This window comes from Pseudomonas palleroniana (assembly GCF_022836895.1).
Taxonomy (GTDB): Bacteria; Pseudomonadota; Gammaproteobacteria; order Pseudomonadales; family Pseudomonadaceae; genus Aquipseudomonas; species Aquipseudomonas palleroniana.
Window position 1 is genome coordinate 1,364,502 of sequence record NZ_CP092411.1, and the last position, 21,996, is coordinate 1,386,497.

Annotated in this window: 20 protein-coding genes; 13 read left to right on the plus strand and 7 right to left on the minus strand. The window is 60.8% G+C overall.

The annotated features are described in order from the left end of the window. Positions 1-82 precede the first annotated feature (82 nt). On the minus strand, positions 83-1,162 hold the full coding sequence (trmA, locus tag MJP36_RS06195; protein WP_090365700.1) for a tRNA (uridine(54)-C5)-methyltransferase TrmA: 1,080 nt from the start codon (positions 1,160-1,162) through the stop codon (positions 83-85). Further along, positions 1,159-2,454: an NCS2 family permease gene (locus tag MJP36_RS06200; protein WP_034100857.1), complete on the minus strand. Its 1,296-nt coding sequence runs from the start codon at positions 2,452-2,454 to the stop codon at positions 1,159-1,161. The genes trmA and MJP36_RS06200 overlap by 4 nt, the downstream gene beginning before the upstream one ends. A gap of 222 nt (positions 2,455-2,676) precedes the next feature. Between MJP36_RS06200 and MJP36_RS06205 the strand changes: the two genes are divergently transcribed. The 4 genes from MJP36_RS06205 (at position 2,677) to MJP36_RS06220 (ending at position 6,895) form a co-directional block, all read left to right on the plus strand. Continuing rightward, positions 2,677-3,123: a DUF4879 domain-containing protein gene (locus tag MJP36_RS06205; protein ID WP_090365702.1), complete on the plus strand. Its 447-nt coding sequence runs from the start codon at positions 2,677-2,679 to the stop codon at positions 3,121-3,123. 96 nt (positions 3,124-3,219) lie between these two features. Further along, on the plus strand, positions 3,220-3,729 hold the full coding sequence (locus tag MJP36_RS06210) for a (2Fe-2S)-binding protein (RefSeq protein WP_104996039.1): 510 nt from the start codon (positions 3,220-3,222) through the stop codon (positions 3,727-3,729). Then, positions 3,726-4,715 carry an FAD binding domain-containing protein gene (locus MJP36_RS06215; RefSeq protein ID WP_244385045.1) on the plus strand — a complete coding sequence of 330 codons (990 nt, stop codon included), beginning with the start codon at positions 3,726-3,728 and terminating at the stop codon, positions 4,713-4,715. Before MJP36_RS06210 ends, MJP36_RS06215 begins: the two co-directional genes overlap by 4 nt. Continuing rightward, a complete protein-coding gene (locus MJP36_RS06220; RefSeq protein ID WP_244385046.1) occupies positions 4,712-6,895 on the plus strand; it encodes a xanthine dehydrogenase family protein molybdopterin-binding subunit in 2,184 nt (727 codons plus the stop codon). Before MJP36_RS06215 ends, MJP36_RS06220 begins: the two co-directional genes overlap by 4 nt. On the opposite strand, the gene MJP36_RS06225 is transcribed toward MJP36_RS06220, so the two are convergent. Beyond that, positions 6,892-8,130 carry an MFS transporter gene (locus MJP36_RS06225; protein ID WP_104996037.1) on the minus strand — a complete coding sequence of 413 codons (1,239 nt, stop codon included), beginning with the start codon at positions 8,128-8,130 and terminating at the stop codon, positions 6,892-6,894. The two genes, MJP36_RS06220 and MJP36_RS06225, sit on opposite strands and share 4 nt — an antisense overlap. Before the next feature lie 317 nt (positions 8,131-8,447). Between MJP36_RS06225 and MJP36_RS06230 the strand changes: the two genes are divergently transcribed. From MJP36_RS06230 to MJP36_RS06240, 3 genes are read left to right on the plus strand one after another with little or no spacing between them, the layout of a single operon-like run. Further along, entirely contained in the window at positions 8,448-9,887 is a 1,440-nt protein-coding gene (locus MJP36_RS06230) for a cytochrome ubiquinol oxidase subunit I (protein WP_060752318.1), read from the plus strand. A gap of 1 nt (position 9,888) precedes the next feature. Further along, entirely contained in the window at positions 9,889-10,896 is a 1,008-nt protein-coding gene (gene cydB, locus MJP36_RS06235) for a cytochrome d ubiquinol oxidase subunit II (RefSeq protein ID WP_060752317.1), read from the plus strand. Between the two features lie 12 nt (positions 10,897-10,908). Then, positions 10,909-11,076 (plus strand): DUF2474 domain-containing protein, encoded by a 168-nt coding sequence (locus MJP36_RS06240; RefSeq protein WP_081086932.1) that lies wholly within the window; start codon positions 10,909-10,911, stop codon positions 11,074-11,076. A 65-nt stretch (positions 11,077-11,141) separates the two neighbouring features. On the opposite strand, the gene MJP36_RS06245 is transcribed toward MJP36_RS06240, so the two are convergent. Next, positions 11,142-12,266 carry a methyltransferase gene (locus MJP36_RS06245; protein ID WP_244385047.1) on the minus strand — a complete coding sequence of 375 codons (1,125 nt, stop codon included), beginning with the start codon at positions 12,264-12,266 and terminating at the stop codon, positions 11,142-11,144. A 143-nt stretch (positions 12,267-12,409) separates the two neighbouring features. After that, complete coding sequence (locus MJP36_RS06250; protein ID WP_244385048.1) at positions 12,410-13,120, minus strand: helix-turn-helix transcriptional regulator; 711 nt, start codon at positions 13,118-13,120, stop codon at positions 12,410-12,412. 445 nt (positions 13,121-13,565) lie between these two features. Between MJP36_RS06250 and MJP36_RS06255 the strand changes: the two genes are divergently transcribed. Beyond that, a complete protein-coding gene (locus tag MJP36_RS06255) occupies positions 13,566-14,342 on the plus strand; it encodes a ferredoxin--NADP reductase (protein WP_060752314.1) in 777 nt (258 codons plus the stop codon). A 40-nt stretch (positions 14,343-14,382) separates the two neighbouring features. Here MJP36_RS06255 and mscL read toward each other — a convergent pair whose 3' ends face one another. Continuing rightward, on the minus strand, positions 14,383-14,799 hold the full coding sequence (gene mscL / locus MJP36_RS06260) for a large-conductance mechanosensitive channel protein MscL (protein ID WP_060752313.1): 417 nt from the start codon (positions 14,797-14,799) through the stop codon (positions 14,383-14,385). 287 nt (positions 14,800-15,086) lie between these two features. Here mscL and katB point away from each other — a divergent pair, with 287 nt between their 5' ends. From katB to MJP36_RS06280, 4 genes are read left to right on the plus strand one after another with little or no spacing between them, the layout of a single operon-like run. Further along, complete coding sequence (gene katB, locus MJP36_RS06265; RefSeq protein WP_244385049.1) at positions 15,087-16,628, plus strand: catalase KatB; 1,542 nt, start codon at positions 15,087-15,089, stop codon at positions 16,626-16,628. 55 nt (positions 16,629-16,683) lie between these two features. Continuing rightward, a complete protein-coding gene (locus MJP36_RS06270) occupies positions 16,684-17,223 on the plus strand; it encodes an ankyrin repeat domain-containing protein (protein ID WP_060752311.1) in 540 nt (179 codons plus the stop codon). A 35-nt stretch (positions 17,224-17,258) separates the two neighbouring features. Continuing rightward, entirely contained in the window at positions 17,259-18,626 is a 1,368-nt protein-coding gene (gene radA, locus MJP36_RS06275) for a DNA repair protein RadA (protein WP_060752310.1), read from the plus strand. 16 nt (positions 18,627-18,642) lie between these two features. Beyond that, the gene (locus MJP36_RS06280; RefSeq protein ID WP_244385050.1) at positions 18,643-19,380 is read left to right on the plus strand and encodes a hypothetical protein; all 738 of its coding nucleotides are present in this window, start codon (positions 18,643-18,645) and stop codon (positions 19,378-19,380) included. Positions 19,381-19,384: 4 nt separating this feature from the next. Here MJP36_RS06280 and MJP36_RS06285 read toward each other — a convergent pair whose 3' ends face one another. Continuing rightward, complete coding sequence (locus MJP36_RS06285) at positions 19,385-19,753, minus strand: PilZ domain-containing protein (protein ID WP_205344966.1); 369 nt, start codon at positions 19,751-19,753, stop codon at positions 19,385-19,387. A gap of 173 nt (positions 19,754-19,926) precedes the next feature. Here MJP36_RS06285 and MJP36_RS06290 point away from each other — a divergent pair, with 173 nt between their 5' ends. Then, on the plus strand, positions 19,927-21,993 hold the full coding sequence (locus tag MJP36_RS06290) for a carbon starvation CstA family protein (RefSeq protein WP_198762435.1): 2,067 nt from the start codon (positions 19,927-19,929) through the stop codon (positions 21,991-21,993). Positions 21,994-21,996: the final 3 nt, after the last annotated feature.

A 21,996-nucleotide genomic window follows, 5' to 3' on the forward strand; every position in this document is an offset into this window, starting at 1 on the left:
TGGCATGTGTTCGATTATCGAACCATTAATCCAGGGTAGTCGCTGCAGAAGGTGCGCCGCCCGAATACGGGCGGCGCACGGGTCAGCGTCGGGTCAACAACACGCCGGATTCCATGTGGTGCGTCCACGGGAACTGGTCAAACATTGCACAGCGGGTAATGCGGTGCGTGTCATGCAGTTGCGCAATGTTCGCGGCCAGGGTCTCCGGGTTGCAGGAGATGTACAGGATGTTGTCGAAGCGCCGGGTCAGCTCGCAGGTGTCCGGGTCCATGCCGGCGCGGGGCGGGTCGACGAACACGCTGCCGAATTCATAGCTCTTCAGGTCTATACCTTGCAAGCGACGGAACGGACGCACTTCATTGAGCGCCTCGGTGAGTTCTTCGGCAGACAGGCGCACCAGGGTGACGTTATCCACAGCGTTTTCATCGAGGTTGGCCAGCGCTGCGTTCACGGAGGTTTTGCTGATCTCGGTGGCCAGCACCTTACGCACGCGGGTGGCCAGCGGCAGGGTGAAGTTGCCGTTGCCGCAGTACAGTTCCAGCAAGTCATCCGGGCGATCGCCCAAGGCTTCATACGCCCAATTGAGCATCTTCTGGTTCACCGTGCCGTTGGGCTGGGTGAACGCGCCTTCGGGTTGGCGATAGCTGAAGGTACGGCCGCCGACTTCGAGTTTTTCCACCACGTAGTCATGGCCGATCACATCGCGCTTGCCCTTGGAGCGGCCGATGATGCTGACATTCAAGTCGGCGGCCAGCTGTTTGGCGGCGGTGTGCCAATGCTCATCCAGTGGGCGGTGATAGCACAGGGTGATCATCGCGTCGCCAGCCAGTGTGGTGAGGAACTCCACCTGGAACAGCTTGTGGCTCAGGGCGGCGCTGGCTTGCCAGGCGGCCTTGAGTTGCGGCATCAACTGGTTGATGCGGTGGCTGGCGATGGGGAACTCTTCGATCAGGATCGGCGTGCGCTTGTCGTCCTGGGAGAACATCGCGTAGTGGCGTTCACCACCTTCGCGCCACAGGCGGAACTCCGCCCGCAGGCGGAAGTTCTGCAGCGGCGAATCGAAGACCTGTGGCTCGGGTGCGTCGAACGGTGCCAGCAGGTCACGCAAGCGCGTGACCTTGTCTTGCAGTTGAGCGGTGTAGCGTGCGGCGTCAAAAGTCATGCGTTGAACCAGCCCAGCTTGATCACGAACAGAATCGACAGGATCACCAGTGCCGGGTTCAGCTCACGGTAGCGGCCCGAAAGCAGCTTGATGGCGGTCCAGGCGATGAAACCGAAGGCGATGCCGTTGGCGATGGAGTAAGTGAAAGGCATCGCCAGGGCGGTGATCACCACCGGTGCTGCCACGGTAATGTCATCCCAGTCGATTTCCGCCAGGCCCGACGTCATCAACACGGCCACGAACAGCAGCGCCGGTGCGGTGGCGAAGGCCGGTACGCTGGCGGCCAGTGGCGAGAAGAACAGCGCCAGCAGGAACAGGATCGCCACCACGATGGCGGTCAAGCCGGTACGGCCACCGGCGCTTACGCCTGCGGCGGACTCGATGTAGCTGGTGGTGGTCGAGGTGCCCAGCAGGGAACCGGCCATGGCGGCGGTGCTGTCGGCGATCAGCGCACGGCCCATTTTCGGCATGTGGCCATCCTTGCCCATCAGCCCGGCGCGCTTGGCGACGCCGATCAGGGTGCCGGAGTTGTCGAACAGGTCGACGAACAGGAACGCGAAGATCACGCTGACCAGGCCGATATCCAACGCGCCTTTAATATCCAGTTGCAGGAAGGTCGGGGCCAGCGAGGGTGGCATCGAGGTCACGCCGCCGAACGGGGTGAAGCCCATGACGATGGAGACGATGGTCACCGCCAGGATGCCGATCAGCACCGCGCCGCGCACGGCCAGGGCTTCCAGCGCCACGATCAGCGCGAAACCGAGGGTGGCGAGGATCGGCGCCGGTTGTTTCAGGTCGCCCAGGCCGACCATGGTGGCCGGGTTGCTGACCACGATACCGGCGTTATGCAGGGCGATCAGCGCCAGGAACAGGCCGATACCGGCGGCAATCGCCGAGCGCAGCGGCAGCGGGATGCTGTTGATGATCCACTCACGGATACGGAAGATCGACAGCAGGAAGAACAGCACTGCCGAAATGAATACCGCACCCAGGGCAACCTGCCAGGTGTGGCCCATGTGCAGCACCACGGTGTAGGTAAAGAAGGCGTTGAGGCCCATGCCCGGTGCCAGGGCGATCGGGTAGTTGGCGATCAGGCCCATCACGGTCGAACCGATGGCGGCCGCCAGGCAGGTCGCGACGAACACGGCGCCCTTGTCCATGCCGGTTTCGCCGAGGATGCTCGGGTTCACGAACAGGATGTAGGCCATCGCCAGGAACGTGGTGATACCCGCGAGAATCTCGGTGCGCACGTTGGTGTTGTGTGCTTTGAGTTGAAACAGCTTTTCCAGCATGCCGGCTCCCTGTGACGCTATCTTGCGTCGTTATTTGTTGACCTCTAAGTCAAAGCACAAACTGCGCCAAGCGCCTGTGGTTTCAGAGAGGATCGGAAAAAGCGGCGCATCATACCAGCAGCCGAGGCCGTGTGGCGCACGGGGTTGGCTTGGCGATGCATGGCTGTGGATCATGGCCTTGAGGCATACTGCGCCGACGTTCAAGGCAGGGTCGTTAACAGCATGAAAAAAGCCAACGCGTGGAGTCTAGCTCTGATCGCCAGTCTCAGCCTGTGGTGGGGCGCGGCACCAGCGTGGGGCGCAGCTGCACCGCCCTTGAGCGAGGTGCGGGTGTTCAAGGTCGAGTCGGCGCGTTGCAGCGAGAAAGTCGCGGAAGGCGCCCAGAGTACCCAGATGTGCGAGCACCGTGGCCCGACCCAGGTTTCGGTGATGGAAGTCGGCCTGGGTAACAGCCCCATGGGTCGCTTCAATGGCGCCGAGCTGGACGGGCGGCGCACGCCGGTGTGCCAGGTCGGCAATATCAGCGAGGCGTGCAATGGCGTGGGCACGCTGATGGGCTACATCTATGTGTTTGACTTGAATGTCGAAGCCCAGGGGTGGTTCGAGTTCAGCAATACGTCGATCAACGGCCCGCAAAATACCTTGAAGGTGATGCTCAATATCCGCTGATCAATCCTCTTGAACGCTCATAACCACGGGTAGTCGTACCCCAGAGACGGCGACTTTCCCGAACGCCGCGAACGGACTTCAACCCGTGAGGTGTTTATGAGCGCAACCCCCAATGACGCGGCGGCTCAACCGTTCGTCAGCCACCCGATACGCCTGACCCTGAACGGCCAGCAGCGTCAGCTGAACGTGTTGCCCTGGACCACCTTGCTCGACCTGCTGCGCGAACAACTTGACCTGGTCGGCAGCAAAAAGGGCTGCGACCACGGCCAATGTGGTGCCTGCACCGTGTTGCGTGACGGCAAACGCGTGAATGCCTGCCTGACCCTGGCGGTGATGTGCGACGGTGCCGAGTTGACCACCATCGAGGGCTTGGCTGACGGCGACGAGTTGCATCCGATGCAGCAGGCGTTTATCAAGCATGACGCGTTCCAGTGTGGCTATTGCACGCCCGGGCAGATTTGCTCTGCCGTTGGCCTGGCCAATGAGGGGCGGGCCCAGGACCCCGCGCAGATCCAGGAACTGATGAGCGGCAATCTGTGCCGCTGTGGTGCCTACAGCAACATCCGCGATGCGATTGAAGCGGTCGTGCTGGGAGACAAACCATGAACCCTTTCCAGTACAGCAAGCCGACCGACGTACATGAAGCGGTGCGGCTGAGTAGCGCCGCCTCGCGCTTTATTGCCGGCGGCACCAATTTACTGGACCTGATGAAAGAGAACATCAGCCGGCCCGAACACTTGATCGATATCACCGGCCTGCCACTGCATGGCGTTGAACCTACGGCCAGTGGTGGCATGATGATCGGCGCCTTGGTCAGCAACGCTGACCTGGCCTGGCACCCGTTGATCGAAGCCCGTTACCCTTTGCTGTCCCAGGCGATCCTCGCCGGTGCGTCACCGCAGTTGCGCAACATGGCCAGTACCGGCGGCAACCTGTTGCAGCGCACCCGTTGCTATTACTTCTATGACACCGGCGTGCCCTGCAACAAGCGCGAGCCGGGCAGTGGCTGCCCGGCGCGAACCGGCTTGAACCGCATTCATGCCATTCTCGGTGCCAGCGAGCAGTGCGTGGCGACCCATCCGTCTGACATGTGTGTCGCCCTGGCCGCCCTGGAGGCACGGGTGCATGTGGAGGGGCGTGGCGGTTCGCGTGTGATTGAGTTTGCCGATTTCCATCGCTTGCCGGGCGACACGCCGCAGCGCGACAACCTGTTGGCCGATGACGAGCTGATCACGGCCATTGAGTTACCGGCCGACCGTCTGGCGGGCCACAGTCATTATTTGAAAGTGCGCGACCGTGCGTCATACGCGTTTGCCCTGGTGTCGGTTGCCGCCGCATTGGAGCTGGACGGTGACACCATCGTCGACGCCCGCCTGGCCCTCGGCGGCGTGGCGCACAAACCCTGGCGGGACCGTGCGGTGGAAACCGCGCTGACCGGCCGTACGGTCAGCCGCGAAACCTTCAGCAGTGCCGCTGACGCCTTGTTGCAGGATGCCGAGCCGCTGGAACACAACGCCTTCAAGATCAAGCTGGCGCGTCGGGCGATTATCCGCGCCCTGAGTGATGCCGCTGTCGCAGGAGAACGCTCATGACCGCTATCGGAAAACCCCTGGACCGCGTCGAGGGTCTGCTCAAGGTGACGGGTCAGGCACGTTATGCCGGTGAGTTTGCCGGTCAGGACCTGCTCCACGGCAGCGTGGTGTCCAGCACTATTGCCAAGGGGCGAGTGGTCAGGATTGATGCGTCCAGGGCCCTGGCATTGCCCGGCGTGGTCATGGTGCTCGATCACCTCAACCGGCCGAAACTCGCCAGTTACGACGACGCGTTTGCCGATGCCGATGCCGCGGACGGTTCGCCGTTTCGCCCGTTGTACAACGACCGCGTGCTCTATAGCGGCCAGCCATTGGCCCTGGTGATCGCCGATAACCTGGAGCTGGCGCGGCATGCCGGTTCGCTGGTGCATATCGAGTACGAGCGCGAGGCTTTCGACACCGATTTGCTGGCGATGCAGGAGCAGGCCCACGCTTCGCCGCAAACGCCGCCCAAGCCGCGTGGCAACTTTCAGGCGCAGTGGAGCGCCGCCGCCGTCAGCCTGGATCTGCACTACAGCACGCCCATCGAGCATCACAACCCTATGGAGCCACATGCCAGTACGGTGCTGTATCAGGCGGATGGCACCCTGCATATCCATGACAAAACCCAAGGGCCCCAGAACTGCCAGGCCTATGTGCAAAAGGTGTTCGGCCTGGATAAAAGCCAGGTGCGCATCTTTGCCGCTTTCGTCGGCGGGGCGTTCGGCTCGGGCTTGCGTCCGCAATATCAATTGCCGCTGGCGGTGATGGCGTCGCTGGCGCTCAAGCGTTCGGTACGGGTGACCCTGACGCGTCAGCAGATGTTCACGTTCGGCTACCGCCCGCGCACCTTGCAGCGCCTGCAAATGGGCGCCGCCGCCAACGGGCAATTGCTGGCACTTGGGCATACCGCAATCGGCCAGACTTCGCGTTTCGAGGACTTCAGTGAGCACGTGGTCGAATGGAGCGGCATGCTTTACCACTGCGACAACGTGCAACTGACGTACAAACTGGTGCCGCTCGATGTATTTACCCCGCTGGACATGCGCGCACCCGGCGCCGCCCTGGGTGTGATCGGCCTGGAATGCGCCATGGATGAACTGGCGTGTGCCTTGGGCATGGACCCGGTGCAACTGCGCCTGATCAATTACGCCGAGCGCAACCAGAACGAAGACAAACCCTGGTCGAGTAAAGCGCTGCGTGAATGCTACCGCGAAGGCGCCGAACGTTTCGGCTGGCAGCGGCGCAACCCGGAGCCGCGCAGCATGCGGGAGGGGCGGCAGTTGATCGGCTGGGGCATGGCCGGCGGTGTGTGGGAGGCCATGCAGATGAAGGCCAGCGCCAAGGCGCGGATCGACGCGCAAGGCAAGCTGACGGTGAGCAGCGCCACCACGGATATCGGCACCGGAACTTATACCGTGATGACCCAGATCGCGGCGCAGGCCAGTGGGGTGGCGGTCAAGGACGTGGCGTTTCTGTTGGGGGATTCATCGTTGCCTACGGCGCCGCTGCAAGGGGGCTCGTTTACTGTGTCTTCCGTCGGGACCGCCGTTCAGCAAGCGTGCGAAGCGTTGAACGCCAAGTTGCTGAAAATCGCCCGGCAGACTTACCCGGTTTTTAAAGGGGCTGAAGCGGTGCGCTTCGAAGACGGCCAACTGCACTGCGGGGATGTCAGTGTTTCACTGGCCCAGTTGGTCAAGGACAGCGGTGAAGAGGCGTTGGAAGTCCAGGTCGACAGCGAGCCCGACAAAAAGCGCGAAGGCTACGCCACCGCCACCCATTCAGCGGTGTTCGTGGAAGTGCGGGTGGACGAAGACCTCGGCACTGTCCACGTCAGCCGGGTGGTCAGCGCCGTTGCGGCCGGGCGTGTGGTCAACCCCAAGATGGCCCGCAGCCAGATTCTCGGTGGGGTGGTGTGGGGCATCGGCATGGCGCTGCATGAAGAAACCCAGGTCGACCACCAGCTGGGTCGTTACATGAACCACAGCCTGGCCGAGTACCACATTCCGGTAAACGCCGATATCGGTGACATTGACGTGCTGTTCGTCGAAGAACACGACGAGATCGTCAATGCCCTGGGTTCCAAGGGGGTCGGTGAAATCGGCATTGTCGGGGTGGCGGCAGCCGTCGCGAATGCGGTCTACCACGCCACCGGCAAGCGGGTCAGGGACTTCCCGATCACCCTGGATAAGGTGCTTTAAACCTTGGCCTCTTCGACCGGAACATGCATCCGGTCGCGGTTGGCCAGGGTCGGGAACAGCTTGATCCAAACCCCGGTGACCAGCAATGTCCCGACCCCGCCCATGACCACGGCGGGAACCGTGCCGAACCAGTGGGCGGTGATCCCGGACTCGAACTCGCCGAGTTGATTGGACGCGCCGATGAACAGGCCGTTGACCGCACTGACGCGCCCGCGCATTTCATCCGGCGTCTCCAGTTGCACGAACGAGGCGCGGATCACCATGCTGATCATGTCCGCCGCGCCCAACACCACTAGCACCCCCAGGGAGAACCAGAACGAGGTCGACAGGCCGAAGGCGATAGTCGCCACGCCGAATACGCCTACGGCGGTGAACATCACGCGTCCCACGTGCCGGTCCACGGCAAACCGCGCCAGCCACAACGACATCAACAACGCACCCACCGCCGGTGCCGAGCGCAGCAGGCCCAGGCCCCAGGCACCGGTCAGCAGGATGTCCTTGGCGAACACCGGCAGCAACGCGGTGGCGCCGCCCAGCAGCACGGCGAACAGGTCCAGGGAAATGGCGCCGAGGATGTCCGGGCGGCTGCGGATGAAACGGATGCCGGCCAGCAGCGAATCCAGGGTGGCCTTGCCTTTATTGAGTGGGGTCTGGCGGGCGGGCAGGTTGAGGGTCAGCGTGCAGGCAATCAGGTAAAGCACCACGGTAGGCCCGTAGACCCACACGCTGCCGAATGCATACAGCAAACCGCCAAGCGCCGGCGCGACGATGGTCGCCAGTTGCTGGGCCGACTGGGATGACGCCACCGCCCGTGGGAACAATGCGCTGGGCACGATGCTTGGCAGCAGCGCCTGGGTGGTGGGCATTTCAAAAGAGCGTGCGGCGCCCAACAGGAACGCGAGGATGAAGATCATCTCGCGGGTCACGTGGCCGGTCAGGCCGCCGATGGCCAGGCTCAGGGCAATCAATGCCTGCACGGTCTGGCAGATGGCGGCCACCTTGCGGCGCTCGTAACGGTCGGCCACATGCCCGGTATGCAGCATGAACAGTACGCGTGGCACAAATTCGACCAGACCTACCAAGCCCAGGTCCAGCACGTTGCCGGTCAATTGGTAGAGGTTCCAGCCAATCGCCACGGTGAGCATCTGGAAGCCGCTGGCGGTAAAGATCCGCGCCAGCCAGAACGCGATGAAAGGGCGGTGATGGCGCAACAGCAACACGGGTTCGCTTGGCATCGGGAGTTCAGGTCAGGGCCGGAGAAAGGCCGAGATTATCATCAAGTTGTAACAGATGGTTGCAGGAACTGAGCTGAGGCAGTCTGTCACGCGGCAAAAGACCACGCCGTCCTGCAACGAAAATGGGACTACTCTTTCAGCAATGCTTGATCCAGATCAAAACCGGCCCCGGAATTGTTCTGGCGGCCGCAAGGCCAGATTCCCCGCGTGGTGGGTAAAAAAAAGAAACGAATTGAAATTCGCCAGGCTCCATATCCGTGGGGGCAGTGGGTGCAGGCTCCCGCCAGCAGCCGGTATTACCTGACAGAGGAAAACTTATGTTCGGTTTGGAGGCGCTAGATCTCGCCCGAATTCAATTTGCGTTCACCATCTCGTTTCACATCCTGTTCCCGGCGATCACCATCGGCCTGGCCAGTTACCTTGCGGTGCTGGAAGGTTTGTGGCTCAAGACCCACAACGACACCTACCGTGACCTCTACCACTTCTGGTCGAAGATCTTTGCCGTCAACTTCGGCATGGGCGTGGTCTCCGGGTTGGTCATGGCCTACCAGTTCGGCACCAACTGGAGCCGCTTCTCGGACTTCGCCGGCTCCGTTACCGGCCCGCTGTTGACGTATGAAGTGCTCACGGCGTTCTTCCTGGAAGCAGGCTTCCTGGGGGTGATGCTGTTCGGCTGGAACAAAGTGGGGCGCAAGCTGCACTTCTTCGCCACGGTGATGGTGGCCGTCGGTACGTTGATCTCCACCTTCTGGATCCTGTCGTCCAACAGCTGGATGCAGACGCCTCAGGGCTTTGAGATCGTTGACGGACGCGTGATCCCGACCGATTGGTTCGCGGTGGTCTTCAACCCGTCGTTCCCTTACCGCCTGGCACACATGGCCACGGCGGCCTTCGTGGCCACCGCGTTCTTCGTCGGCTCCTCGGCGGCCTGGCACTTGTTGCGCGGCAAGGACAACCCGGCAATCCGCACCATGTTGTCGATGGCCATGTGGATGGCCCTGATCGTCGCGCCTATCCAGGCGGTCATCGGCGACTTCCATGGCCTCAACACCCTCAAGCACCAACCGGCAAAGATTGCCGCGATTGAAGGCCACTGGGAAAACGTCGGCAACGAACCGACGCCGCTGATCCTGTTCGGCTGGCCGGACATGAAGGCCGAAAAAACCAAGTACGCGGTGGAAATTCCGTACCTGGGCAGCCTGATCCTGACCCACTCCCTGGACAAGCAGGTGCCGGCGCTCAAGGAGTTCCCGCCTGAGGACCGCCCCAACTCGACCATCGTGTTCTGGTCGTTCCGGGTCATGGTTGGCCTGGGCTTCCTGATGATCTTCACCGGCTTGTTCAGCCTCTGGCTGCGCAAGGGCGACAAAATGTACTCGTGCAAACCGTTCCTGTACCTGGCGTTGTGGATGGGCCCGTCCGGGTTGATCGCGATTCTCGCCGGCTGGTTCACCACCGAAATCGGCCGTCAGCCGTGGGTGGTGTACGGTTTGATGCGCACGGCGGATGCGTCCTCCGGACACAGCTTGGCGCAGATGACGATCACTCTGGTGTTGTTCGTGGTGGTGTACTTCGCGCTGTTTGGCGCAGGTCTGGGTTACATGATGCGTCTGGTACGCAAAGGTCCGGTTACCCACGAAAGTACCGAGCCAACCCACGGTGGCCCTGGCCAGAAACGTACACCGGCGCGTCCGTTGTCGGCGGCCGATGACGGCAGTGATGACCAACACGCCGACATCCAGCACAAGGGGAATTGAGATGGGTATTGATCTTCCGCTGATCTGGGCCGTGATCATCATCTTCGGCATCATGATGTACGTGGTGATGGACGGCTTCGACCTGGGTATCGGCATCCTCTTCCCGTTTATTCCGGGCAAAGTCGACCGTGACGTCATGATGAACACCGTCGCCCCGGTATGGGACGGCAACGAGACCTGGCTGGTACTGGGCGGCGCGGCGTTGTTCGGCGCTTTCCCGCTGGCCTATTCGGTGGTGTTGTCGGCGCTGTACCTGCCGCTGATCCTGATGCTGGTCGGGCTGATCTTCCGTGGCGTGGCGTTCGAGTTCCGCTTCAAGGCCAAGGACCACAAGCGCCACCTGTGGGACAAAGCGTTTATCGGCGGCTCGATTGCCGCGACGTTCTTCCAGGGCGTGGCGCTGGGGGCGTTCATTGACGGCATCCCGGTGGTGAATCGTCAGTTCGCCGGCGGCTCGCTGGACTGGTTGACGCCGTTCACGATGTTCTGCGGTGTCGCCCTGGTGGTTGCGTATGCCCTGCTGGGTTGCACCTGGCTGATCATGAAAACCGAAGGCAAGTTGCAGGAGCAGATGCACAACCTGGCGCGGCCATTGGCCTTCGTGGTGTTGGCGGTGATCGGTATCGTCAGCCTGTGGACACCTCTGTCGCACCCGGAAATCGCCTCGCGCTGGTTCACCTTGCCGAACCTGTTCTGGTTCCTGCCGGTGCCGATCCTGGTGTTGGTGACCATGTACGGGCTGATTCGCGCAGTGGCACGTAATGCCCATTACACGCCGTTCCTGCTGACGCTGGTGTTGATCTTCCTCGGCTACAGCGGCCTGGGGATCAGCCTGTGGCCAAATATCATCCCGCCATCAGTTTCGATCTGGGATGCCGCCGCACCGCCGCAGAGCCAGGGTTTCATGCTGGTGGGCACGTTGTTCATCATTCCGTTCATCCTGGGCTACACCTTCTGGAGCTACTACGTGTTCCGCGGCAAGGTCACCCATGAAGACGGTTACCACTAGGAGGGTCGTCCCATGTCCGGCAAACCGACGTTGCACGAGATTGAACAGGCCGAGAAACAGCCGTTGTGGCGGCGCCTGGGGTGGTTGGCGATGATCTGGACCGGCAGCGTGCTGGCCCTGTTCATCGTGGCCAGCCTGATGCGCCTGTTCATGAACGCGGCCGGCTTGACCACGCACTGACATCCCAATCCGGGCCTCACGGCCCGGCTTTCAGCCCTGCCATTTGCACGAGTGGCAGGGTTTTTTTATTTGCGCGCTTTGATAATCACGAATTTTGGCGTGGTGGCGATTTGCTCGACACCCCGGAACAACCGGGCCAGTTTGGTGTGGTAGCCCAAGTGACGGTTGCCGACGATGTAAAGAGCACCGCCGACGACCAGGGTTTCCCGCGCCTGCTGGAACATGCGCCACGCGAGGAAATCGCCGACTACCTGTTGCTGATGAAAAGGCGGGTTGCAGAGCACCACGTCCAGCGACTGTGCCTCCTGGCCGGCCAGGCCGTCGCCCGCGCGTATCACCACGTCGCGCTCACCCAGCGCGGCGCGCCAGTTCTCGGCGGCCGATTGCACCGCCATAAAGGACTCGTCCACCAAGGTGTAGTGCGCAACGGGGTTTTGCAAGGCGCTGGCGATTGCCAATACACCGTTGCCACAGCCCAGGTCCGCCACGTGGGCGTTGCCGAGGTTTTTCGGCAGATGGGGCAGGAAGGCGCGGGTGCCGATATCCAGGCCTTCACGGCAGAATACGTTGGCGTGGTTGAGCAGTTCGATGGCCGGGGCGTCGAGGGCGTAGAGGGTGGGGTAGGGCGAGAGGGCGGTGGGCCGTTGGTCGACGGTCGCGATCAACAAGCGTGCCTTCTTGACCGCCAGTGAGGCGTGCATTGGCCCGATGTAGCGCTCCAGCAATTCCCCCGCAGCCCGTGGCAGGTGCTTGACCATCGCCCCGGCGATCACTTCGGCACCCGGTGCCAGCTGACCCTGCAGGCGGATCAATTGTTCCTCCAGTAAGGCCAGGGTTTTCGGCACGCGGATCAGCACCCGGTCGAACGGCCCCGTGGGCACCTGGCTGGCCGGGATGAACGGCACCGCATCAAACGTCTTGCCGTTGCGCACCAGGTTTTTTTCCAACCCCAAGGCTGCAAGAAACGAATCACCGCTGGAGGTCACTTCCACCTGCCCCTGGAGGCTGGCAGCCAAGGCGCCAAAGCTGTCATTGAGCACCAGCACGCGAGTGGCTGCCGCCGGCTGCTGCTGCGCCAGATAGTCGAGCAGGTACTCGTCGGCGGCATCGAAGGCTTGCAGCGGATCGTTATGTTGCTCGGGTTGGCGGATCAGATCGAGCTGGGCGAACGGGCTGTGGAGCAGGGGCATGGCGGGGGAGGCTCTGGGTGATCATCGGCGGAACCGTCTGAGTGAACTACGAGGTGACACCTGAAGGCGCCGCTCAACACTCAGAATGGGTCGTAAATGGTACTTTTTTTTGAGCCTGATGACATGCGGTGTTTCCGTGCTGGCTAAAACAACCCCGCTTTGGAGGCTCTGAGGACGGCGGCGATCTTGTTGTTGACCCCCAGTTTGTTGAACGTGCTTTTGATGTGAAAGCCTACGGTGCGCTCTGACAGGCACAGAATGGTCGCAATATCCCCGGCGGTCTTGCCCAAGGCTGACCATTTGAGGATTTCCGTCTCCCGAGGGGTCAGTTTGCAGCAGGGCGATGCACTGGGCTCATCGGTGTACTTGCGTGCGACCACCGAGTGCATTGCATGGCAAAGCCATAACACCTGGCCGGCTTTTTCATACAGCTCCTGCGGGCTCACTTCACCACTGCTGCGTGCGAGGGTCAGCATGCTGTAGACACCCTGGAAGTCGTGCACCGGCTGTGTCCAGGCACAGTCCACACCATACGTCTGGGCCAACGACCATAAGTTGGGTGAGGAGTCGAATGCTTTTTCGCCCCAGACGAAAGGCAGTACACAGCGTTTACAGTGCGCAACAACAGGGTCGATGGGGAAGAAGTGCGCCTGTTGATACAGCTCGTTCCATTTCTCTGGGTAGTTATTGACTTGAATGGGTTTTGTTTGGTCGTCAGCGAGTTGGGTACTCATAGTAAAGGAACAGAATTGGAAGCCGAGTTCATTGGTACGGTTAAGGACCATGTCAAATACACTGGTAATCTCGTTTTCACCTTCCAGTTTGGGGAGCCGGGTATTGCGCCATTTCACCATTTGTAACTCTCCATGGATTTTGCGTGGCGTGGGTACGTCCTCATCCCTACGCTGCACGAAAATTAGTGTAGGACATCGCCTACAGGGCCGTGGAAAAAATGTTCTGTTTAACTAGACGTGAGTTGAGTATTGTCTTGTACGGCTATTGCTGGCGTGTACAAGAATTTTTCTCCCCAATAACTTCTTTATGGAATTTAATGAGTTGTGGATAGTGTCAGACTGATGGCGCGTTGGGGCGCTGTTCCATCTGTCGTTAGAAGGTCGCTGGGCTAATAGCTAAATAGTTTGTTTGAACTAATGTGCCGTTATCGGCAACTGTTTTTGATATTGACAAAATCTGTACCGGTGCGCATTGCGACCCCTTCGGCAATGCCAGTACAAATCAGCGGTGTTTGCGCAGGCTGCTTTGAGGGACACTAGGGCTCTGTGCAAAACGGAGTTCCCCATGACGGCCAGTGCTGAGAAATTTACCCGCCAGACCTTGCTCGACGTGCAGTCGCTGACCCCCAGTCTGTTTACCCTGCGCACCACGCGCGACTCCGGCTTTCGGTTTACCGCCGGCCAGTTCGTGCGCTTGGGGGTGACCAAGGCGGATGGCAGCACCGTATGGCGCGCCTATTCCATCGTGTCTGCGCCCTTTGACGAGCACTTGGACTTTTTTTCGATTGTCGTCCCGGGGGGCGAATTCACCAGCGAGCTGAGCCGCCTGCAGGTGGGGGATACGCTGATGGTGGAGCGTCAGGCCACCGGCTTCCTGACCCTAAACCGCTTTGTGGATGGGCGTGATCTCTGGCTGCTGGGCACGGGGACCGGTGTTGCACCCTTCCTGTCGATGCTGCAGGACTTCGAAGTCTGGGAGAAATTTGAGCGTATCGTGCTGGTGTACAGCGCCCGCGAGGCCAAGGAGTTGGCCTACCAATCGTTGATCCACACCCTGGGCGAGCGGGAGTACCTGGCTGAGCACGCCCACAAGTTGACTTATATCCCCATTGTCACCCGTGAACAGCACCCGGGCGCGCTGAATGGGCGCATCACCACCTTGATCGAAAATGGTGAGCTGGAGCGTGCGGCCGGTGTCGAGTTAACCCCGGAACACTCTCGCGTACTGATCTGCGGTAACCCGCAAATGGTCGACGACACACGCCAATTGCTCAAGCAGCGTGATCTGCAACTGAGCCTGAGCCGTCGTCCGGGCCAGGTGGCCGTGGAAAACTACTGGTAGAAAAAAGGCGCCTTGAAGGGCGCCTTTTGGATTCCACCGGTTAAAGCGGCTTGTTGTTCTGAGCCTTGAGCAAGTCGCGGATCTCGGTGAGCAACTCTTCTTCTTTGGTCGGCGTCGGTGGCAAGGTTGGAGCCACCGCCTCTTCGCGCTTGAGACGATTGATGGCCTTCACCCCCATGAAGATCGCGAACGCGATGATCACAAAGTCGATGATGCTCTGGATGAACTTGCCATAGGCCAGTACCACCGCCGGAGCGCCGCCTTGTGCGGCCTTGAGTTGCACCGCCAGGTCCGCGAAGTCCACGCCACCGATCAGCAGGCCGATAGGAGGCATCACCACGTCGCCTACAAACGAGGAAACAATTTTACCGAAGGCGGCACCGATGATGATACCGACGGCCATGTCGACGACATTGCCTTTGACCGCGAAGGCCTTGAACTCACTGATCACGCCCATAGGTTATTCCTTGTTACAGATGAGAAGGGTGGAGGTCAGTGTAAGTCAGTCACAGCAGGCTTGCTTGACACAACTGTTAACACTGACGGCTTTTATCGACACATTAAATCGTAATTAGTTTGCAAAGTGCCATCAATCGCGCGCGAAATACGCCTGAATTCAGTGGTTTACCACATTATTTTCTTAATCGGCCCTGTGGCGTTTTTCTATTTATCTTCTGACTCCCAGGTCACTAGCCTCTGGCAAGCACAACTGAATGTGCACTAAAAAAACCAGAGGAAACCTTGATGAACACTCTCATTCGCCGCAAGCCGGTATCGGCGCGCAGTGCGCTGGCACTGGTGACCGCCAGCCTGCTTTCCCTCTCCGTGCAAGCCGCCAACCTGACCCGTGACAACGGTGCAGCCGTCGGTGACAACCAGAACTCACAAACCGCCGGCGCCAACGGCCCGGTACTGCTGCAAGACGTGCAATTGATTCAGAAACTGCAACGCTTCGACCGCGAGCGCATTCCGGAGCGTGTGGTACACGCCCGTGGCACCGGCGCCCATGGCACCTTCACGGTCACGGATAACCTCAGCGACCTGACCAAGGCCAAGGTGTTCGCCGCCGGTGAAACCACCCCCGTGTTTGTGCGCTTCTCTGCGGTGGTTCACGGCAACCATTCCCCGGAAACCCTGCGTGACCCACGTGGCTTCGCCACTAAGTTCTATACCGCCGAGGGTAATTGGGACCTGGTGGGCAATAACTTCCCGACGTTCTTCATTCGTGACGCCATCAAGTTCCCGGATATGGTCCACGCCTTCAAACCGGACCCACGCACTAACCTGGACGACGACTCACGCCGTTTTGACTTCTTCTCCCATGTTCCAGAGTCCACCCGTACGTTGACCGAGTTGTACTCTGACTCCGGCACCCCGGCCAGTTACCGGGAAATGGACGGTAATGGCGTACATGCCTACAAGTTGATTAACGCCAAGGGTGAAGTGCACTACGTCAAGTTCCACTGGAAGAGCCTGCAAGGCATCAAGAACCTTGATCCCAAGCAAGTCACCGAAGTACAGGGCCGTGATTACAGCCATATGACCAATGACTTGGTCACCCATATCAATAAGGGCGATTTCCCCAAGTGGGATTTGTATGTGCAAGTGCTCAAGCCCGAAGACCTGGCCAAGTTTGATTTCGACCCGCTGGACGCCACCAAGATCTGGCCGAATGTGCCGGAGCGCAAAGTCGGGCAAATGGTGCTGAACCGCAACCCGGCCAACGTGTTCCAGGAAACCGAGCAAGTCGCCATGGCCCCGGCCAACCTGGTACCGGGCATCGAACCGTCGGAAGACCGCTTGCTGCAAGGTCGGGTGTTTTCCTATGCCGACACACAAATGTACCGCCTGGGGCCGAACGCCCTGCAACTGCCGATCAACGCCCCCCGGGTGACCGTCAACAACGGTAACCAGGATGGCGCGATGAATATCGGCAAGACCACCACCGGTGTGAACTACCAGCCGAGCCGCCTGATGCCGCGGGAAGAGCCGCAAACTGCGCGCTACAGCCAGTTGGCGCTATCGGGCAGCACTCAGCAGGCGAAGATCCAGCGTGAACAGAACTTCAAGCAGGCCGGTGATCTGTACCGCTCCTACAGCAAGAAAGAACGTCAGGACTTGATCGAAAACTTTGGCGGCTCCCTGGCCACCACCGATGAGGAGAGCAAGCACATCATCCTGTCGTTCCTCTACAAAGCCGACCCGGAGTACGGCACCGGCGTGGCCAAGGTCGCCAAGGGTGACTTGGCGCGTGTGAAGGCGCTGGCTGAAAAACTGACTGACTGATCCGTTGGTTCCGATCGACGCTCCCTGGGGCGTCGATCTCTGACAGGAGAACCCTATGCGAATTTCCATCGGTTTGCTGATGGCCATGCTGGCGTTTGTCGCCCATGCCGAGTCCCCAGAACCTGCGGCACTCAAGGCGCAGCTTCAGGATTATTACTTTGACGCCGCCCGCCGTGGCGACCTCGACATGCTCAATACCTTTATCGAGTCCGGCTACAGCCTCAATACGCAGGACGACAAGGGTTACACCGCGCTGATCCTCGCCGCCTACCACGGCCAGGGTCCTTTCGTGGAACGTTTGCTCAACGCCGGCGCCGACGCCTGTGTGCAGGACAAACGCGGCAACACCGCGCTGATGGGCGCGATCTTCAAAGGCGAACTTAAAATCGCCCAGCGCCTGCTGGCCACCGACTGCAACCCCGACCAACGCAATGGCGCCGGGCAGACCGCGGCCATGTACGCCGGCTTGTTCAAGCGCGTCGAGTTGCTGGATGCGTTGAAAGCCAAAGGCGCCGATCTCAACGCCGAGGACCCGATCGGCAACAGTGCTTCACGATTGGCCAGTGGTGAAATCCGGACCCCGGCGCCGCGCTGAGCTATCATCGCGGTTTTTCGGTTGGAGGTTCTCAAATGGCAAAGGCCAAGCGCATGTACGGCTGCACGGAGTGCGGCGCGACCTTTCCCAAGTGGGCCGGCCAGTGCAGCGAGTGCGGCGCGTGGAATACCCTGACTGAAACCATGATCGAAAGCGGCGGTGCGGCGGCGCCTGCCGGGCGTGCCGGCTGGACCGGGCAACAGGCGCAGATCAAGACGCTGGCCGAGGTCAGTGTCGAGGAGATCCCGCGTTTCTCCACGGCGTCCGGTGAGCTGGACCGCGTGCTCGGTGGCGGCCTGGTGGATGGCTCGGTGGTGTTGATCGGTGGCGACCCGGGCATCGGCAAGTCGACCATCCTGCTGCAAACCCTGTGCAGCATCGCCAGCCGCATGCCGGCGCTGTACGTCACCGGTGAAGAGTCCCAACAGCAAGTGGCCATGCGCGCTAGACGGCTCGGTTTGCCCCAGGACCAACTGCGGGTGATGACCGAGACCTGCATCGAAAGCATCATCGCCACGGCCCGTATCGAAAAGCCCAAGGTCATGGTGATCGACTCGATCCAGACCATTTTCACCGAACAACTGCAATCGGCGCCGGGCGGTGTGTCCCAGGTGCGCGAAAGCGCGGCGCTGCTGGTGCGTTATGCCAAGCAGAGCGGCACGGCGATCTTCCTGGTCGGCCATGTGACCAAGGAAGGGGCGCTGGCGGGGCCACGAGTACTTGAGCACATGGTCGACACCGTGCTGTATTTCGAAGGCGAATCCGATGGTCGTCTGCGTTTGTTACGGGCGGTGAAGAACCGCTTTGGCGCGGTCAACGAACTCGGTGTGTTCGCGATGACCGACAGGGGGTTGAAAGAAGTCTCCAACCCGTCGGCAATTTTTCTGACGCGTGCCCAGGAAGAAGTCCCGGGAAGCGTGGTGATGGCAACGTGGGAGGGCACCCGCCCGATGCTGGTGGAGGTCCAGGCGCTGGTGGATGACAGCCACTTGGCCAACCCGCGACGGGTCACCCTCGGCCTGGATCAGAATCGCCTGGCGATGCTCCTGGCGGTATTGCACCGTCACGGCGGTATTCCCACCCATGACCAGGACGTGTTCCTCAACGTGGTCGGCGGGGTCAAGGTACTGGAAACCGCCTCCGACCTTGCGTTGATGGCGGCGGTGATGTCCAGCCTGCGCAACCGGCCATTGCCCCATGACCTGCTGGTGTTTGGCGAAGTCGGCCTGTCTGGCGAAGTACGCCCGGTGCCCAGTGGCCAGGAGCGCTTGAAGGAAGCCGCCAAGCATGGTTTCAAGCGCGCTATCGTGCCCAAGGGCAACGCGCCGAAAGAGTCGCCGGCAGGCTTGCAAATTATTGCTGTCACGCGCCTGGAGCAGGCGTTGGACGCACTGTTCGAATAAATCGGGAAGGGACGCTATGCAACGATTCAGTTACCCGGGCCTCGCGGCCCTGTTTGTCCTGCTGGTCGGCGCACCCGCCATGGCCTGGGCTGTGGAGCTACCGGCCGGTTACCGCCTGGCGCAGACGCTGACGATCGAAGAGGGCCGTCAGTTGCAGGTGCTGGAAGACCAGCGCATCAGCCCGCAGCTGCATAAGGACAGTTGGGGCAACGGGCAGCTTGAAGACTCGTTTGACGAGCCTGGCGATCTGGTCGACAACCCGCTGCTTGAAGCCCGCGTGCGGCTGGTGTCGGCTGCCGGTGAGGAGATCGCGCAGCAGGACCTGGGCTACCCGTTGGCCAAGGTCAAGAAAGCTGCGCTCAACGGGCTGCCCGAACCTGTGTATTTTTTGATCGTTGATCAAACCGCGCCGATGGGCACCTACAGCGGCCCGGCCACCCAACTGTTGCAGCCGGCTACACAGCAACTCAAGCCGATGAGCTACAAGAATGCCGAGGGCAAAGTCCAGCCGTTGACCCTGGCCCACACGGGCAAGGCGGCCTGGAAAGTGGCTCATCCGGCCAGCGGCGGGCCGGATGAGCTGCTGCAGGTGTCATGCTTCATGGAGGGCGAGGGTGAAGGTGAAGAGGATGATTTCACCACCCGTTATCAGACTTATCGCTTTGTCGACGGGCAATGGCAGAGCACTTCAAGCCAGAAACAGGGTTACTGGGACACGGAAAGCGACTTCCCGGCACGAACCGCATTTCCCTGAGGGATCACACTTCCAGTAAGGCGCCGAGTTCGCGCTCGAGTTCTTCCGGGTCACCCAGGTTCAGCTCGATCAGCCGGCGCAGATGGCTGATCGACTCCAGGTCGATTTCCTTGCACACAAACCCTAATTGGTCGTCGCCATCGTGGGCCAGTTTCACCTGCATCTTGATGTGCGCCTTTGGGTCCAGGCGGATATCGACCTCGAACGGTAATGCCTTGTTACCCTTCCAGGCTTCGGGTCGTTTTATTGCCAAACCCTTCAGCGACAAGTCCACTAATTTAACCGGCCATTCGTGGCCGTTTTGCCGAAGTTCGGTCACAGCGTCCATTGCGATCCGGCGGAAGCAGCGACGTTCAGGCGGGTGTTCGGTCATGGTGAATCCCTCTGTGGATAGAAGCAGTGTAGCCCTGCGCCATCATCGGGCGTGGTTTTCTGCTTTTTTTGCCATCGCAAGGCTCTAGACCAACGTAGGGGGGTGGTCTTTGAAGCCAACAGCGCTAAACTCGGGGTGGCTGTCCTTCTGTCCACCCTGGCTGGAATATAAAAATGAAAAATAATAATAGCCTGCTACGCCACCTACCCTGGCTGGTGCTGGCAATTGTAGGAGCGTGCGCCCTGGGCGTAGTGGCCTTGCGCCGCGGCGAGGCGATCAACGCCTTGTGGATTGTGGTCGCGGCGGTGGCCATTTATCTGGTTGCCTATCGCTACTACAGCTTGTTCATCGCTAACAACGTGATGCAACTCGATCCTCGGCGGGCCACCCCCGCAGTGCTCAACAATGACGGTCTGGACTATGTGCCGACCAACAAACATATTCTGTTCGGTCACCACTTTGCGGCGATTGCCGGTGCAGGCCCGCTGGTCGGCCCGGTGTTGGCGGCGCAAATGGGCTACCTGCCCGGCACCCTGTGGCTGATTGCCGGTGTGGTACTGGCCGGTGCGGTGCAGGACTTCATGGTGCTGTTCCTGTCCACCCGTCGCAATGGCCGTTCGCTGGGCGACATGGTCCGCGAAGAGATGGGCCGCATCCCGGGAACCATCGCGCTGTTCGGCTGCTTCCTGATCATGATCATCATCCTCGCGGTGCTGGCGCTGATCGTCGTCAAGGCACTGGCCGAGAGCCCATGGGGCATCTTCACGGTGATGGCGACCATCCCGATCGCGATGTTCATGGGTGTGTACATGCGCTACATCCGCCCGGGCCGCATTGGTGAGATCTCGATCCTCGGGGTGTTGCTGCTGCTGGGTTCGATCTGGCTGGGCGGGCAAATTGCGGCCGACCCGGTCTGGGCCAAAGCCTTTACCTTCACCGGTATCCAGATCACCTGGATGCTGATCGGCTACGGTTTCGTCGCCGCAGTGCTGCCGGTGTGGCTGATCCTCGCGCCACGTGACTACCTGTCGACCTTCCTGAAAATCGGCACCATCATCGCCCTGGCAATCGGCATCCTGGTCACCATGCCAGAGCTGAAAATGCCGGCCCTGACCCAATTCATCGACGGCACCGGCCCGGTCTGGAAGGGCGGCCTGTTTCCGTTCCTGTTCATCACCATTGCCTGTGGCGCAGTGTCGGGTTTCCACGCACTGATTTCCTCGGGCACCACGCCCAAGCTGCTGGATAACGAAACCAACGCCCGCTACATCGGTTACGGCGGCATGTTGATGGAGTCGTTCGTGGCGATCATGGCCATGGTTGCCGCCTCGGTGATCGAGCCAGGCGTGTACTTCGCCATGAACAGCCCGGCTGCCGTGGTCGGTGGTGATGTGATGGCCGTGGCGCAAACCGTCAGCAGCTGGGGCTTTGCGATTACGCCCGAGGCGCTGCAGGCCGTGGCCCACGACATTGGTGAAACCACCATCCTGGCCCGTGCCGGTGGTGCGCCGACCCTGGCGGTGGGTATCGCGCAGATCCTGCACAGCGTACTGCCGGGTGAAAACACCATGGCGTTCTGGTACCACTTTGCGATCCTGTTCGAAGCGTTGTTCATCCTCACGGCCGTCGACGCGGGCACCCGTGCCGGTCGCTTCATGCTGCAGGACCTGCTGGGTTCCTTCGTGCCGGCGCTCAAACGCACCGAATCCTGGACCGCCAACCTGATCGCCACCGCAGGGTGCGTAGCGATGTGGGGTTACTTGCTGTACCAAGGCGTGATCGACCCACTGGGCGGCATCAACACCTTGTGGCCGCTGTTCGGTATCTCCAACCAGATGCTCGCGGGTATCGCGCTGATGCTGGGCACCGTGGTGCTGATCAAGATGAAACGCCAACGCTACATCTGGGTCACCCTACTGCCGGCGGTATGGCTGCTGATCTGCACGACCACCGCAGGCTTCATCAAGCTGTTCGACGCGAACCCGGCGATCGGTTTCCTGTCGCTGGCCAAGAAGTACAGCGATGCCCTGGCGAACGGCCAGATCCTGGCCCCGGCCAAGAGCATCGACCAGATGCAGCACGTGATCTACAACGCCTACACCAACGCAACGCTGACGGCGCTGTTCCTGTTTGTGGTGTTCAGTATCCTGTTCTATGCGCTCAAGGTGGGTGTCGCCGCCTGGGGCAACAAGGAACGTACGGATAAAGAAGCCCCATTCCAGGCTGTACCAGACGCGTAATCG

Coding starts and splice junctions, on each gene's coding strand:
- trmA (WP_090365700.1), bottom strand. CDS start 1,162: ATGACTTTTGACGCCGCACGCTACACCGCTCAACTGCAAGACAAGGTC.
- MJP36_RS06200 (WP_034100857.1), bottom strand. CDS start 2,454: ATGCTGGAAAAGCTGTTTCAACTCAAAGCACACAACACCAACGTGCGC.
- MJP36_RS06205 (WP_090365702.1), top strand. CDS start 2,677: ATGAAAAAAGCCAACGCGTGGAGTCTAGCTCTGATCGCCAGTCTCAGC.
- MJP36_RS06210 (WP_104996039.1), top strand. CDS start 3,220: ATGAGCGCAACCCCCAATGACGCGGCGGCTCAACCGTTCGTCAGCCAC.
- MJP36_RS06215 (WP_244385045.1), top strand. CDS start 3,726: ATGAACCCTTTCCAGTACAGCAAGCCGACCGACGTACATGAAGCGGTG.
- MJP36_RS06220 (WP_244385046.1), top strand. CDS start 4,712: ATGACCGCTATCGGAAAACCCCTGGACCGCGTCGAGGGTCTGCTCAAG.
- MJP36_RS06225 (WP_104996037.1), bottom strand. CDS start 8,130: ATGCCAAGCGAACCCGTGTTGCTGTTGCGCCATCACCGCCCTTTCATC.
- MJP36_RS06230 (WP_060752318.1), top strand. CDS start 8,448: ATGTTCGGTTTGGAGGCGCTAGATCTCGCCCGAATTCAATTTGCGTTC.
- cydB (WP_060752317.1), top strand. CDS start 9,889: ATGGGTATTGATCTTCCGCTGATCTGGGCCGTGATCATCATCTTCGGC.
- MJP36_RS06240 (WP_081086932.1), top strand. CDS start 10,909: ATGTCCGGCAAACCGACGTTGCACGAGATTGAACAGGCCGAGAAACAG.
- MJP36_RS06245 (WP_244385047.1), bottom strand. CDS start 12,266: ATGCCCCTGCTCCACAGCCCGTTCGCCCAGCTCGATCTGATCCGCCAA.
- MJP36_RS06250 (WP_244385048.1), bottom strand. CDS start 13,120: ATGGTGAAATGGCGCAATACCCGGCTCCCCAAACTGGAAGGTGAAAAC.
- MJP36_RS06255 (WP_060752314.1), top strand. CDS start 13,566: ATGACGGCCAGTGCTGAGAAATTTACCCGCCAGACCTTGCTCGACGTG.
- mscL (WP_060752313.1), bottom strand. CDS start 14,799: ATGGGCGTGATCAGTGAGTTCAAGGCCTTCGCGGTCAAAGGCAATGTC.
- katB (WP_244385049.1), top strand. CDS start 15,087: ATGAACACTCTCATTCGCCGCAAGCCGGTATCGGCGCGCAGTGCGCTG.
- MJP36_RS06270 (WP_060752311.1), top strand. CDS start 16,684: ATGCGAATTTCCATCGGTTTGCTGATGGCCATGCTGGCGTTTGTCGCC.
- radA (WP_060752310.1), top strand. CDS start 17,259: ATGGCAAAGGCCAAGCGCATGTACGGCTGCACGGAGTGCGGCGCGACC.
- MJP36_RS06280 (WP_244385050.1), top strand. CDS start 18,643: ATGCAACGATTCAGTTACCCGGGCCTCGCGGCCCTGTTTGTCCTGCTG.
- MJP36_RS06285 (WP_205344966.1), bottom strand. CDS start 19,753: ATGACCGAACACCCGCCTGAACGTCGCTGCTTCCGCCGGATCGCAATG.
- MJP36_RS06290 (WP_198762435.1), top strand. CDS start 19,927: ATGAAAAATAATAATAGCCTGCTACGCCACCTACCCTGGCTGGTGCTG.